This is a genomic window from Bradyrhizobium sp. USDA 4516 (genome assembly GCF_054055915.1).
This window is the reverse complement of record NZ_JBSRXT010000001.1, coordinates 8,144,993-8,157,458: the sequence shown is the minus strand read 5'-3', so window position 1 is coordinate 8,157,458 and position 12,466 is coordinate 8,144,993. Positions and strand designations below refer to the sequence as shown.

At 64.5% G+C, this 12,466-nt stretch carries 14 protein-coding genes and 1 tRNA gene; 7 read left to right on the top strand and 8 right to left on the bottom strand.

Annotated features, from left to right (window positions below):
* The first annotated feature begins 132 nt into the window (after window positions 1-132).
* The 3 genes from ACVI1L_RS37725 (at window position 133) to ACVI1L_RS37715 (ending at window position 2,029) form a co-directional block, all read left to right on the top strand.
* Window positions 133-426, top strand: a complete 294-nt coding sequence (locus ACVI1L_RS37725; RefSeq protein WP_016846480.1) for a hypothetical protein — start codon at window positions 133-135, stop codon at window positions 424-426.
* A 243-nt stretch (window positions 427-669) separates the two neighbouring features.
* Window positions 670-1,041 (top strand): SANT/Myb-like DNA-binding domain-containing protein, encoded by a 372-nt coding sequence (locus ACVI1L_RS37720; RefSeq protein ID WP_016846479.1) that lies wholly within the window; start codon window positions 670-672, stop codon window positions 1,039-1,041.
* 190 nt (window positions 1,042-1,231) lie between these two features.
* Entirely contained in the window at window positions 1,232-2,029 is a 798-nt protein-coding gene (locus tag ACVI1L_RS37715) for a hypothetical protein (protein WP_456785154.1), read from the top strand.
* A 27-nt stretch (window positions 2,030-2,056) separates the two neighbouring features.
* Here ACVI1L_RS37715 and ACVI1L_RS37710 read toward each other — a convergent pair whose 3' ends face one another.
* Window positions 2,057-3,202 (bottom strand): alkane 1-monooxygenase, encoded by a 1,146-nt coding sequence (locus tag ACVI1L_RS37710; RefSeq protein ID WP_456785153.1) that lies wholly within the window; start codon window positions 3,200-3,202, stop codon window positions 2,057-2,059.
* A 161-nt stretch (window positions 3,203-3,363) separates the two neighbouring features.
* Here ACVI1L_RS37710 and ACVI1L_RS37705 point away from each other — a divergent pair, with 161 nt between their 5' ends.
* Complete coding sequence (locus ACVI1L_RS37705) at window positions 3,364-4,374, top strand: helix-turn-helix domain-containing protein (protein ID WP_456785152.1); 1,011 nt, start codon at window positions 3,364-3,366, stop codon at window positions 4,372-4,374.
* Window positions 4,375-5,272: 898 nt separating this feature from the next.
* Here the strand turns inward: ACVI1L_RS37705 and ACVI1L_RS37700 are convergent.
* Window positions 5,273-5,349: transfer RNA gene (locus ACVI1L_RS37700), tRNA-Arg, on the bottom strand.
* Between the two features lie 102 nt (window positions 5,350-5,451).
* On the bottom strand, window positions 5,452-5,724 hold the full coding sequence (locus tag ACVI1L_RS37695; protein WP_076831273.1) for a hypothetical protein: 273 nt from the start codon (window positions 5,722-5,724) through the stop codon (window positions 5,452-5,454).
* A gap of 212 nt (window positions 5,725-5,936) precedes the next feature.
* Here ACVI1L_RS37695 and ACVI1L_RS37690 point away from each other — a divergent pair, with 212 nt between their 5' ends.
* The gene (locus ACVI1L_RS37690) at window positions 5,937-6,383 is read left to right on the top strand and encodes a hypothetical protein (protein WP_018272072.1); all 447 of its coding nucleotides are present in this window, start codon (window positions 5,937-5,939) and stop codon (window positions 6,381-6,383) included.
* Window positions 6,384-6,447: 64 nt separating this feature from the next.
* Here the strand turns inward: ACVI1L_RS37690 and ACVI1L_RS37685 are convergent, their stop codons facing one another.
* From ACVI1L_RS37685 to ACVI1L_RS37665, 5 genes are all read right to left on the bottom strand, one after another.
* Window positions 6,448-8,082: a universal stress protein gene (locus ACVI1L_RS37685; RefSeq protein WP_456785659.1), complete on the bottom strand. Its 1,635-nt coding sequence runs from the start codon at window positions 8,080-8,082 to the stop codon at window positions 6,448-6,450.
* Window positions 8,083-8,866: 784 nt separating this feature from the next.
* Window positions 8,867-9,169: a hypothetical protein gene (locus ACVI1L_RS37680; protein ID WP_050385697.1), complete on the bottom strand. Its 303-nt coding sequence runs from the start codon at window positions 9,167-9,169 to the stop codon at window positions 8,867-8,869.
* A 13-nt stretch (window positions 9,170-9,182) separates the two neighbouring features.
* Window positions 9,183-9,401 (bottom strand): hypothetical protein, encoded by a 219-nt coding sequence (locus ACVI1L_RS37675; RefSeq protein WP_253589996.1) that lies wholly within the window; start codon window positions 9,399-9,401, stop codon window positions 9,183-9,185.
* An 85-nt stretch (window positions 9,402-9,486) separates the two neighbouring features.
* Window positions 9,487-9,714 (bottom strand): hypothetical protein, encoded by a 228-nt coding sequence (locus ACVI1L_RS37670; protein WP_076831268.1) that lies wholly within the window; start codon window positions 9,712-9,714, stop codon window positions 9,487-9,489.
* A gap of 88 nt (window positions 9,715-9,802) precedes the next feature.
* Complete coding sequence (locus ACVI1L_RS37665) at window positions 9,803-10,621, bottom strand: AraC family transcriptional regulator (protein WP_456785151.1); 819 nt, start codon at window positions 10,619-10,621, stop codon at window positions 9,803-9,805.
* Between the two features lie 115 nt (window positions 10,622-10,736).
* On the opposite strand from ACVI1L_RS37665, the gene ACVI1L_RS37660 reads away from it, so the two are divergent.
* Both ACVI1L_RS37660 and ACVI1L_RS37655 read left to right on the top strand, forming a co-directional pair.
* A complete protein-coding gene (locus ACVI1L_RS37660) occupies window positions 10,737-11,921 on the top strand; it encodes an MFS transporter (RefSeq protein WP_456785150.1) in 1,185 nt (394 codons plus the stop codon).
* Window positions 11,852-12,436, top strand: coding sequence for a hypothetical protein (locus ACVI1L_RS37655; RefSeq protein ID WP_456785691.1), 585 nt, complete (start codon window positions 11,852-11,854; stop codon window positions 12,434-12,436). The genes ACVI1L_RS37660 and ACVI1L_RS37655 overlap by 70 nt, the downstream gene beginning before the upstream one ends.
* Window positions 12,437-12,466 lie beyond the last annotated feature (30 nt).

Sequence of the window (12,466 nt, the reverse complement as noted above, 5' to 3'; positions counted from 1 at the left end):
GTGCCTGATCGGTTCGAGACCTTGAAGCCCCCGATGTGGGGTGCGGGCGGGGAGGAACCAGCCAAGGAAAACTTGTCAAGGAAACCTGTCAAGGAAGCCATCGCGGCCGGAACCAACGAGAAGGAGCAGCGGATGAAACTCAATTCCACGCAAGTCAAGCAGACCATGACGCAACTGAATGCCCAGGTGCTTCCGGACGATCACCCGGCCGTGGCGCAACTGAACAGCGTGTTCGGTGAGCACACGTTCTTCGTCGACACCAGCGGGCTCAAGGTGCTTGAACCGGCCCAGACCTCCGACATGCCGGGGCAGACCGGCGAAGTCGTCAGTCTCGCCGAGTGGAGCGATCCGGAGCTGACCTCGCTTCGGCCGCACGAGCCCGAGCCGACCGGCGTGCTCATCGCGCTTGAACCCAGCAAGCACTGAAGCGTTCCAGCGCGAAGTGAATACCGGTTCGCGTAACCAAAACGCCACCAAGCAAGGGGATTGAGAGCATGATCCGATTCAATCGGATCATGCTTTTTGTGCTGCATCGTGCGACACCGCGATCGGCCGTCCTGATGGCGACAGCCCCGACGTCGCATCAAGAGGTGCCGAAAGTCACATGGCAAATCAGCGCCACCTGCGTATGCATCGGTTTGAGATGGGTATCCAGGCGGTGAGGGGCAGATGGGGATCGTGCGGCGCTGGAGCCCTGACGAGGACGAGAAGCTCAGAGAACTCGCCAGGGCCGGCAAGAACGCTCTCGAGATCAGCAACGAACTGACCCGCAGCGCTTCGGCCGTGCGCCGGCGCGCCGAGGTCCTGTCGGTCCTGATCATGGCAAAGGCGTTTCGCGCGCGCCCCTCGCATGTCGCCACCCATCTCGAGCGGGTCGCGATCGACGCGATCCGCAACCGCCGTCCGTTTCCCGCGGGCGTCGGCCCAAGCACCATTGCCGGAATGATCGAGAAGGGCTGGATCGTCCCGGAGATGGGGCGCCGATACAACGTGACCGATGCCGGCGTGGAGGCGGTGCGGCGGAAGATTCCGAGCGGCTGAAGGGAATGCCGGCTGCACGCCGGGCGCGCCATGCCGAAGCGGCTTACGCATGCGGTGGGGAAGGCGGACCATTCGCGACCGAATGCAAGATTTCGCGCCCGAGACGGACGTCCCATCCGTTCAATCATCGGGGGCGCGACGACCTGCGGCCTCTTTGTGTCCTCGTCAGCCCACCGATCTGATTGCGCCGATGCTCAACGCCCAGCTAGCCCAAGCCGACCGATATCAAGCCGACCGATACCAGCGTTTCGCCGATCTCGCCGTCACCGTCGGTGACGCGATCAATGCGATCGCCGGGTTGAATCCGGCTCAGCGTACCGACGTGGACTTCCTCGAACGCGAATTCATCCCTGCGCTGGGGCTCAATGACGAACTGCTTCATGAGCAGCCGCCGGAGCTGGCGCCGAACTTCGGCAAGGGCCTCCACCTCTGGCAATATCCGAACCAGCTTGCGGCATATCTCGCCTGGCTTGCGCGCAATGCGTCCGGCATCTCCTCATACATGGAGATCGGCTGCCGCTGGGGCGGCATGTTCATCCTGGTGACGGAGTGGCTCAGGAACAGCGGCGCCGACCTCAAGACCGTGATTGCACTCGATCCGATCGCGCCGACGCCCTTTATCTCGACCTATTTCGATCTGCTGCAGCAGCAGGTCGCTATCGAACCGATCTACATCCAGGATTTTTCGACCTCGCCGCTGGTCGGTGCGCATGTCGACCGGCTGAAGCCCGACTTCGTCTTTATCGACGGCGATCACAGCCTGCGCGGTGCGCTAGAGGATCATCTGCTGGTGCGTTCCCACGCCCGCATCATCGTGCATCATGACATCCATTCCCAAGCCTGTCCGGATACCACGCTGCTCTGGAAGGCGCTGAAGCAGTTCGAAACGCCAAGCTTCGATACGTTCGAATTCACCAGCCAGTATCCGTCGGTGAATGGCTCATTCCTCGGCATCGGCGCCATGAAGCGGCGCTCGGCCCAGATGTAGGACCGGGAGCCGGGCGGATCGCCGCGATCACGAGCTCGCGGGCCGATCGCGGAGGTTCAGCTTGCTCTTGTCGCCGCCGGCCCAGGCCAGGGTCTTCGGGTTCATCACGCGGAACCAGAGCGGCGGGATTGCCGCCAGCCCGAACATGCCGGTGTAGCCGTTCGGCAGCCGCGGGATGTCGTCGAAATCGCGCAGCGACTGGTAGGGGCGCATCGGGTTGGCGTGGTGGTCGGAGTGACGTTGCAGGTGGAACGTCATCAGGTTCGAGACGATGTGGTTGGTGTTCCATGAGTGGCGCGGCTCGACCGCCTGGTAGCGGCCGCTCGGCAGCTTCTCGCGCAGCAGCCCGTAATGCTCGACATAGTTGGCCTGGGTCAGCGCGTACCAGCCGAGGAAATGGTGCGCGACGATGAACGGCGCGACCTTCCAGCCGAACAGCGCGATCAGGACGGCCGCGACCACGAGCGTCAGCGCAAAGCCCTGCAGGATCTCGTTGTTGACCGACCAGACCGGCTCGCCGCGCCGGGTCAGCCGTTCGGCCTCGTTGCGCCAGCCGCGCTTGAACGCACCCGGCAGCTCGCGCGTTGCGAACGCATAGATCGATTCACCGAAGCGCGCGCTGGCGGGGTCTTCGGGCGTTGCGACCCAGGTGTGATGGCCGCGATTGTGCTCGACGCGGAAATGCGCGTAGCCGACCGCGCAGTTGGCGAGCATGCCGAACAGGATGTTGAGCCTGTCAGGCTTGTGGCCGAGCTCGTGCCCGATCAGGAGCGCGCCGCCATTGATGGTGCCGACGCCGAGCAGCAAGGCGACATAGGACCACCACGGCAGATCCTGGGTGCCGAAGAAGGCGATCAGCGCGACGTAGTTGATCCAGGGAAATATCACGGTGATGCGCGCGAGCCGCAGGTAATAGGGATCGGCCTCCATCGCGGCGACCACTTCCGCCGGCGGATTGTGGGTGTCTTCGCCGAACACGACGTCGAGCAACGGGATCAGGATGAAGATGAAGACGAAGGGGATCAGCGTCACCAGCGGATTGTGTGTCCGCAGGAACAGCCAGTAGGACAACAGCGGGATCAGCGGCGGAATGAACGAGAGCATCCAGAGATAGCGTTTGCCGTCCCGGTAGGTGATCGTTTCGCCAGCAGCATTGGTGCCCGTGAAGATCATCGCATTCCCTCCAGCATCTCTTGCGAGGCAGCGTTCGCCATTGTTGGGCCAAGCATGCCGCCAAGCGGGCCTGCGCCGCCAGTTCACAACAGGCCAATTTTGTGGCATTTTGCGCCAAGCTTGTTCGGCCGGACGTTCGCGAGGGGGAGGTCGCCGACGCCATGCACGGATCGGAATCCGATGCCCTTCGCACGCCGGTCTCCGCGGTCTATGCGCGGGCCCTGGTGCGGGCATTTGGCCAGACGCGAGGCGATCGCGACGAGCTGCTGAAGGGCACCGGAATTCGGCTCGAGGCGCTCGACCAGCCCGGCGCTCACATGCCGGTATCCTCGCTGGTGGTGCTGGCGGCCAACATCACCCGCCGGCATGGCGAGCTGTGGCCGTTGTCGGCCGCGGCGGTGTGGTCGACATCGCTGCAAGGCGCGCTCGATGTCGCGACCAGGACGGCGCCGACCATCGCGGATGCGTTGGCGACCGGCGCGCGCTTCGGGTCGACCCGCGCGCCCTTCGTCCGCAACCGGCTGCGCAAGACAGCGCGCGCGATCCAGATCGAAATCTCTCCCGCCGTCGCGATGGACGAAGGGCTGTGGCACGCCGTGGCGCTGGCGGTCAGCCTCAACGTGCACGCCGTGTACGTGCAGCTGCTCGAGGATGCGATCGGTGAGGCGACACTGCAATTTCCCTGGTCGCCGCCTGCGGGCGCGGAGCGGCTGCTCGAGCATTATTCCTGCGCGGTGAAGTTCAACGCCGCCGCCTTCATCTTCGAGGTGCCGAAAGCGCTCGGCGCACGGCCGTCGCCGTTTGCCGATCCGCAATTGCACGCCAAGGCCATTGAAGCGCTCGAGGCGATCGAAAATCCGCAGCCCGACACCGCGGCGCTGGCGGGGATCGTCGAGCGCCTGATCGCGGCGCGCCTGCCGCAGCGCCTCGCCGAGGAGGAGGCCGCGCGCCTCGTCGGCACTTCGCGGCGAACGCTGGTGCGGCGGCTCGCCGAGACCGGCTGCGCCTTCCGCCCGCTGCTCGACGGCGTGCTACGCGAGCGCGCGAGGATCATGCTCGCGGCAGGCACCCAATCGCGCGACCAAATGGCGGCCGCGCTCGGCTATACCGACGCGACGAGCTTCAGCCGGGCGTGCCGGCGGTGGTTCGGAGAGAAGGGCGGGCGGGATTAGGGCGCGGTCGATGGCTCGCGCAAGCCCACAGACCCTGGTGGACGATACGCAGACTTAAGCGATGCCGATCCCGTCAATGCGTATGCAGGGCGTCGTAGGCGTGCGCAAAAAACACAGCGGCGCTGAGGAGCAGCAGCGCGACAATGGTCGCTTCCATCATGACACTTCCCCATTATTGTTTGGGAGAAGTGGTACCGGTCAAATGTTTCCGCCCGGTTTCGTCCGCTGATGAAAATGGTTTCGTGGCAGGATCGCTGCAACAATCGGCTGCCGGATCGAGCTCGCGCGGTGCTCGGATCGCTCGGCATCGATACTGTGACGCCGACCTAAAAGCTACGCCGCCGGGCCCGAAATGGTTTGTCCCGGCGGCGCCCTGTCATTCCCAGCGCTGGGGCCCTGAAATTCCCAGTGTCATTTCCTTAGCAGATCCGCGGAGAGACGGCTGTTGCCGAACTCACACAAGCTTCTAAGAGAGGAGCCGACGCCAGGGCCTACACGTCAGCTCCTCCGAAACGTGACCGTGCTGCGTCCCCAACGGTCCCGTCCCTCTGAGAAGCCTGCGCCGATCTAGTTGCCGATTTGCTAACCGTCCCTCTCGTCGGCAGGGCGGCCGATACTATCACTCCAATTCTGATATCGTTTTTCGGCGAGCCTGGCCGGGAGGTAATCCCTATTGGTGCTATTGGCGGCAGGAACGAGCGGTGGTTTTGGAAGTAGTGTCTTCCGGCTCCCGGCTCTCATACCCCCAACCCGGCTGGGAGCCACAGGGGCGGCCTCGGCGCGCGGCGTCGGGGTCGTTCTCATCTTGCAGCATCGCTTCAGAACAGACGCAACGCGAAAACGCTCACTCAGAACGAAATGAGCGCGGCTTAAAATATTGATCTATCGGTAAAATCGCTGGCGCGCTCGGAGAGATTCGAACTCCCGACCCTCGGAATCGAAATCCGATGCTCTATCCAGCTGAGCTACGAGCGCGTAGCGGGTCGATTATCAGACTTGGGCGGGGAGGGCCAGCAGGCAGGCACGGAGCGCGGCACCCAGCGGTGCCGGCACGTCCCGCCGTCTCCCTTATAGCCGTCAGAAGCAGGGATGCCGTCGGTGGTCCTGGCCGATATAGGCGGCCGCGCTCTGGTAGCACTTGTTGCGCGGGGAGCCGTCGTAATAGGCGAAGCTGCCGGCAGTCGGGCCGGGGCCGTAATTGTGCAGATAGCTGATGTGGTAGGGCAGGCCCCAATGGGCGTGGTGGTGATGCCGGTGGTGGCGCGGATGGGCCGTGAGGTCGGCCGCAGCCGCCGGGGTCAGGGCCATCACGGCCAGAGCGAGGGCGGCGAAAAGCTTGGTCTTGGTCATGGGCGGCCTCCGGTCATTTACGGGAATCGGCATTGTGGGCCGCCCCGGGGTCCATTTAACCCGGAATCGGGGCCAAAAGCTGCGGGAAATCAGCCACAGCGCGCCAAATTTTGCCTTTTTGCGGATGCTTAACGGATTGCCAACACAGTCCGGCCAGAGTCTTGCGGTCAGGTCCGCTCGGGCCCGGCCTTTCCCGCGGTTTCGAACGATCCATGCGCATCACGCCCCTTGTCGCCTTGCTGCTCTCGGTTCTGGCTGCGACGCCCGCGCGGGCGGTGCTGCACATCACGCGCGACCATGGCGGCTATGTCGAGGAGTACAAGGCTAAGTACAAGCAGATCCGCGAGCGCCGCGAGCGCGTCGTGATCGACGGCATCTGCAACTCGGCCTGCACGCTGGTGTTCGGCATCGTGCCGCTGAACAAGATCTGCGTTACGCCGCGGGCCAGCATCGGCTTCCACCAGGCCTATTACGACAAGGCCTTCACGTTCGGCATCAAGGTCACCAGCCTCGAGGGCACCTCCGACTTGATGTCCTACTACCCCGATACGGTGAAGGACTGGATCCGCCGCAATGGCGGGCTCACCACCGAGATGAAGAAGATCAAGAACGGGGTCGATCTCTGGAAGATCGTCGATCCCTGTCCGGAAGAGTGGTAGGCGCGGACGCGCTCCTTGTTCCAGGTTTTGGGCCTTCAAGTCCTGGGGTTCAGGTCTTGGGAATTCAAGTCTTGGGCCTGACGTCGCCATCCGACACCAGCAGCACGGACGCCTTCGACTTGCCGAGCACGGCCGCGGCGATGCTGCCGAAATTCAGCCTGTCGCCCTGGATGCGGTCGACGCCGATCACGACAAGGTCGGCGCGGCTTGACGCGATCTCCTGCAGGATCGCGATCTCAGGTGCGGTATTAGCGCGCAGCCGCGTCGTCACGTTGATGTCATAGCGCGCCGCGGTCGCCGCGATGTCCTTCAGGATCGCCTCCTCATGCGCGAGCGACATGCTGGGGCTGGTGCGGCGGGCGCCCTTGTCGCGCGTGGTCGAGACGTAGACCACCTGCAGCGGCTCGCTTGAGAGGCGCGCCAGCGCGATCGCGACCTCGGCTCCGCGCCGCGAGACGTTGCTGCCCGAGACCGGCACCAGGATCTTCCGCGCATTCGCCGTCGGCTCCTTCTGCACGCCCTTGGCGGCCGCGATCGCCAGCGGGCCGTCGAAGCCGGAGGTCAGGTCGTCGAGCCGCCGGTCGAAGCCGCCGTCGGGACCGGCGACCGCGTCCATGCCGACCACCAGCAGGTCGAAACCTTTTTTGGCTTCCTCGGCGATCGCCTCCGCCGCCGTCTCCTCGCGGGCGCGGCTGATGACGTCGACATTGCCGCCGCCGTCGGCATCGGCTTCGGCGCTCGCCTTGGCCGCGTTGATGACCGCCGCCTCGGGGCTCTCCTCATCGGCACGGTTCTTCTCCTGCAGCTTGGCATTGGCGCCGACATGCAGCACAGTGATCGGCAGGCCGCGCCCACCGGCAAGCTGGCCGGCGAGATGCGCGGCGAATGTCGCGTTGCTGCTCTCGTCGACCGCGAGCAGCAGCCGCTCGAGATTGGCGACGAAGCCGCGCTGCTCATATTCCTCGCGCTCCAGCCGCTCCTTCTCGTCCTGGCCGAGCGGCAGCCGCGCCAGCGCGCTGCGCAGCATCGGCGGCATCGCCATCGTGGTCAGGATCGCCATGGTCACGATCATCGAGAACATGGTCTGGCTCAGCACCCCCATCGACAGGCCGATGGTGGCGATGATCACCTCGGTCGAGCCGCGCGCATTCATGCCGCTCGCCAGTGCGTAGGATTCCTGCCGCGTCAGCCCGCCCAGCGCGCCGCCGACGAAGGCCCCGCCGAACTTGCCGATGCTCGCAATCAGCACCAGCGCCGCGGTCAGCCCCAGCACCGATGGATCCTTCAGCACCGTGAGGTCGGCGCTGAGGCCGGCAAGCCCGAAGAACACCGGCATGAACAGGCTCGAGATCAGCCCGCGCAGCCGCTCGTCGATCTGCCGGGTCAGGATCGGGGATTCCCCGACCAGCACGCCGGCGATGAAGGCGCCGAGCACGGTGTGCACGCCGATCAGATGCGTGATCATCGCCATCCCGCTCATCAACAGCAGGATCACGGTGATCACCGCCGCAGAAGAGACCAGATTGTCGTTGGCCCAGCGGATCAGCCGGAACACCAGCCGCCGGCCGATCGTGAAGCTGACCGCGAGGAAGGCGAGGGTGCCGAACTGCGCCTGCGCGACCGAGAGGATGTCGAGGCTGCCGCGCGAGGCAAGGCTGAAGATGACAGCGATGATGATCCAGCCGAGGGTGTCCCCCAGCGGATCACCATGGCATCTCCGATTTCCAATTCCGGCGCGGCTCGGCCGGCTTGCCGCATGCGGTCAACGCCCGGGTTCCGAAAGCGATCCCCTGGGTCAGATTTTGGAACAGAGGCGCCGGCGGTTCGTTTTGCTCAGGATGCGTTCATCCTGGTGATGCGAATGTCTCCATGAGCGAGCCTGACCGCCGGAGCGGCTGTGGCTCAGCTCGCGCGAACGGGAGGCTGCAATGGCAACCAGATCCAATCTTTCGAAGGCTGAACTCGCGCGTAGCGTTGCCGGCGCTACGTCGGCATTGGTGCTTAGTGCGCTCGTCCTGTTCGTCGCCGCGCATCACTTGAGTGGCGGGTAGGAAGGCGGCGCGTGCCGCGCTGATCCATCAAAGCAGGAAGGTCCCGATCAGGAGGCCGGCCGCAAATGCCCAAAGCCCGAGGGTGCAGGCCGATATGACCCGGACGAGATTGCGCAGATCCACGTCCTGCCAGCTGCTATGGGACCGATACGTCAATTGCAGGCACCCCCTGCGGTGGCCGCCTTTGCTTCGCTTTTGCTTCCTGGGCCGACAGCCTGTTCCCGATAGGTGCCGAAATGAAGGCAACCGGTGGTGGCACCCGATCACGCATTTGCGAGCCGTCGCCTAACGCGCGATGAGATCGGGTGCCGTCGTCATCGCGTTCTAGCTCATTGTTTGAGCATGATTTTTTCGAAAAATCGCTGCGCACTTCCCGGATCATGCTCGGGCGTGCGGTATTGTCTTGCTGTCTGTGGGGGCGCCCGCGGCCGGTCAGGCGGCCCGGCGCTTGCGGGTACGTGCCGCCTTTTTCGCCGAGCGCGACCGCTCCGCCGCGGGGCGGCTCGCGGCCGCCTTGCCGCCGAGCTTGCCGCCCTTGCGCGACGGGGAATGATCCTCGCGCGTGCCGCGGCCGGAACCGCTCTTCTTGCCGCCGTGGGTCTCCTTGTTGACGGTCGCCCATGCGCGCCGCTCGGCCTCGCGATCCGGAACACCACGCGTCTCGTAGCCTTCCTCGATGTGCTCGGCCTGCCGTTTCTGCTTGTCGGTATAGCTCGACTTGTCGCCTCTGGGCATCGCGCTCTCCTGTCTATTTTGATCGAGACGTCCGCCGGACTTCGGCCGTGTCGTCGTTCGGCTCGACGACCTCGAATCTGGACCGGCTGAAGCGGCCCAATCCGCTGAGCTCGTAATAGCCGTCACGTTCGATATCCCTTGTCACCTCGTAGACGCGTCCGAGCGAGAGCGTGTCCCGCTGCAACGTGTTGTCGACGCAGCGAACGTGAAAAATCTTGCCGGTTTCGGCCATGCGCTCATCCTGAATTGTTGGTCTGGTTCGGCGTTACTTATCGCGCAACGTCACGATCGCAACCGGCAACCCTGCCGCGGGCCGATCACGAAATTTCGTTCGGTAACTTCCATTCGGGCGCCGGTTCGAACACTTCGCTGTCGCCGGGAATTCGCTTCATGTGATAGCCGGCCGGCAGCACCTGGCCCGGCGCTTCATCCGCCACCGGAACGTCGAAGATCAGTCCGCAGATCAGTGCATGTTCCCACGCTTGCTTCTCCGTCGGAAAAGCCTTGTCGATCTGTCTGTCGCGATCGAACAGCGCGTAGGGCATCTGGCATCCTCGCTGCATTGGCTTGGCGTAGGCGGCTCGCTTGTCGTTCGCCCGATATGTCGAAAACGTCCGTTGCCGACCGGTGTTCCTAAATTCGCCCGCCAGCCGCGAACGCCGAGCCGCTCCCTTGCATGATATCGCTGAGATATTTCGCCGGTGGCTTGCCGAGCGCCTTCTTGAACATGGTGATGAAGGCTGTGACGGATTCATAACCGAGCTCGGACGAGACCTGCTGAACGCTCGCGCCGGCGGAGAGTTCGCGCAACGCGACGATCAAATGCAGTTGCTGACGCCAGCGTCCGAATGTCAGGCCGGTTTCCCTCAGGATGAGACGCGCGAGACTGCTCTCGCTCAGCGCCACGCGTTCGGCCCATTCGGCGATCGTGCGGCGATCGGCCGGATCGTCGGCGAGCGCTGCCGCGATCCGTCGCAAGCGTGGCTCGGGCGAGATCGGCAGATGCAGCTGCAGCGGCATACGCGGCAATTCGCTCAGCAGCAATTGCGCAACGAGGGTTTCAGTGCCGTGGTCCTGCTGCATACGGTCGGAAAGCGCGATGATCAGCTCTCGCAGCAAGGGTGAGATCGACAATGCGCAGCAGCGGTCGGGCAGGTCGGCGGCACCGGGCTCGATGAAGACGAAGAAGATTCGTGCATTGGCGGTTGCGATATTGGTGTGGCGCGTGCCGCCGGGAAGCCAGACGCCGCAATGCGGCGGCACCATCCACAACCCGTTCGGAACGCGGCACATCACGCCGCCGCCGAGCGCGAAGACGAGCTGTCCCTTCCGGTGCGCATGCTCGGCCGCCTCGACCTTGTTTTCGGTGACGTCGAGGCGCACGGCGATGGCCGCCGCCGCGACGTCATCCGGATCAAGGTCCGGCCAGGGATAGCGAAGTTGAAAGCCCATAACGGAGCTGGAAACCCGTTGAGTGACCGAATTTAGCGATCGATAGAATAGATATGTAAATTCTTCCGACAGCCAAGTCGATAGCTTGGCGCATTCAGATGGGCAGGAGCATGCGATGACGATGATAGCACCGATGCGCACGCTGGGCGGGCAGGGGCTGTTGTTGACGGGGATCCTGCTGATCGCCTCGACGCTCCGCGCGCCCATTACCGGCGTCGCGCCGATGCTCGGCATGATCAGTGAGACCAGCGGGATCAGCGCGGCGGAGGCCGGAATCCTGACGACGCTGCCCTTGCTGGCGTTCGCCGCGATCTCACCGGTCGCAGCTGTGCTCGGGCGCGAATGGGGCATCGAGCGGTCGCTGTTCGGTGCGCTGCTTGTCATCGCGGCCGGGATCGCGCTGCGCTCGTCCGGTCCGGTCTGGGCGCTGTTCGCGGGCACCGCCACCATTGGTGCCGGAATCGCCGTTGGAAATGTGCTGCTGCCGAGCCTGCTCAAGCGGGACTTTCCGACTCGCATCGCCAGCCTGACCGGCGCTTACGCGATCACGTCCGCATTGGCCCAGGCGCTCGCATCGGTCGTGGCAATCCCGCTCGCCCAAATCCCGGGATCGAACTGGCATCTCTCGCTTGCGAGCACGCTGATCTTTCCGTTGGTGGCGCTGATAGCCTGGGCACCCCAGCTGGGGGCGCACTTGGCCCCGACGGTCGAGCTGGCCTCGTCGCCGCATCGCGGGCGCATCTGGCACTCGCTGCTCGCCTGGCAGGTGACGGGCTTCCTCGGCCTGACCTCGCTGGTGTTCTACATCATCGTCGGATGGTTGCCCGCCATCCTCGTGCAGGCAAGCTACCCGGCGGCGACGGCGGGTACGCTGCACGGTGTGTTGCAATTGGCGACCGCGCTTCCCGGCCTGATCCTCGGGCCGATGGTCCGGCGCATGAAGGACCAGCGCGGGATTGCGATTGCCGTGTCGCTTGCAACCTGCGTCTCGCTGCTGGGATTGTGGCAGTGTCCGTCGCTCGCAATGCTGTGGGTCGCGCTGTTCGGCTTCGGGGCGGGTGCAGCCTTCATCCTCGGCTTGACATTCGTCAGCCTGCGAACCTCGCATAGCCACCAGGCGGCCGCGCTGTCCGGCATGGCGCAGTGCCTCGGCTACTCGCTCGCCGCTGCGGGTCCGCCGCTCGCCGGACTTGCCCATGATGCGACCGGAGGCTGGGAGGTTGCGCTCGCGTGCTGCGCCGTCGCGACGGTGCTGATGGCAGTCCTGGGCCGATCAGCCGGCCGCGCGGCGACAATCTGATTGTCGTTCGATGCGGAAATATCGCGAGCCAGATCCGGCTCGCAACAAGGCGTGGCGGCGGGCGGTCGGTTGTCTGCGCCGCAGGCGCGCGCTACAGAAGGCGGGAAGCCTCGCAAGCAAGAGCCAAGGGAAAAGTATCGTTGAGGACATCTGCCAGCACGCGCATCGCGATCGGATCGACGCTCTTTGCCTTGGCGTCGAGCGCATTCCTTTTTCTGGTTCCTCCGAGTCCGATCGACAGGAACCTGTTGCGTGGCGCCTTCCGTCTTTACAAGGGATATGCGTATCTCATCCCCGTCAAATACGTGGACGGCACGCTCGAGACTGCCCGATTGTACGAAGACGACCGGCTTCTCGGGCCCGCGAACACCGCCCAGCAAGAGATCATCGACAAGGGTGCCGGCCGCTTCGCATTTTACCGGGACACCTGGAATTACTTCGGCCCGGCCTTGATGTTCTCGACCAGCGACAACACAGACCCGAATACCAACGGCAGGAAGTATCACCTGAGATGACGAGCTGACCTGCGCTGTGTCCGGCTGTCG

What these genes read in the sequence shown, in the direction of transcription:
- ACVI1L_RS37725 (WP_016846480.1), top strand. Translation starts at nt 133, where the DNA reads ATGAAACTCAATTCCACGCAAGTCAAGCAGACCATGACGCAACTGAAT.
- ACVI1L_RS37675 (WP_253589996.1), bottom strand. Translation starts at nt 9,401, where the DNA reads ATGGCCGAAACCGGCAAGATTTTTCACGTTCGCTGCGTCGACAACACG.
- ACVI1L_RS37665 (WP_456785151.1), bottom strand. Translation starts at nt 10,621, where the DNA reads ATGGGCTTTCAACTTCGCTATCCCTGGCCGGACCTTGATCCGGATGAC.
- ACVI1L_RS37670 (WP_076831268.1), bottom strand. Translation starts at nt 9,714, where the DNA reads ATGCCCTACGCGCTGTTCGATCGCGACAGACAGATCGACAAGGCTTTT.
- ACVI1L_RS37720 (WP_016846479.1), top strand. Translation starts at nt 670, where the DNA reads ATGGGGATCGTGCGGCGCTGGAGCCCTGACGAGGACGAGAAGCTCAGA.
- ACVI1L_RS37710 (WP_456785153.1), bottom strand. Translation starts at nt 3,202, where the DNA reads ATGATCTTCACGGGCACCAATGCTGCTGGCGAAACGATCACCTACCGG.
- ACVI1L_RS37680 (WP_050385697.1), bottom strand. Translation starts at nt 9,169, where the DNA reads ATGCCCAGAGGCGACAAGTCGAGCTATACCGACAAGCAGAAACGGCAG.
- ACVI1L_RS37695 (WP_076831273.1), bottom strand. Translation starts at nt 5,724, where the DNA reads ATGACCAAGACCAAGCTTTTCGCCGCCCTCGCTCTGGCCGTGATGGCC.
- ACVI1L_RS37715 (WP_456785154.1), top strand. Translation starts at nt 1,232, where the DNA reads ATGCTCAACGCCCAGCTAGCCCAAGCCGACCGATATCAAGCCGACCGA.
- ACVI1L_RS37690 (WP_018272072.1), top strand. Translation starts at nt 5,937, where the DNA reads ATGCGCATCACGCCCCTTGTCGCCTTGCTGCTCTCGGTTCTGGCTGCG.
- ACVI1L_RS37660 (WP_456785150.1), top strand. Translation starts at nt 10,737, where the DNA reads ATGACGATGATAGCACCGATGCGCACGCTGGGCGGGCAGGGGCTGTTG.
- ACVI1L_RS37705 (WP_456785152.1), top strand. Translation starts at nt 3,364, where the DNA reads ATGCACGGATCGGAATCCGATGCCCTTCGCACGCCGGTCTCCGCGGTC.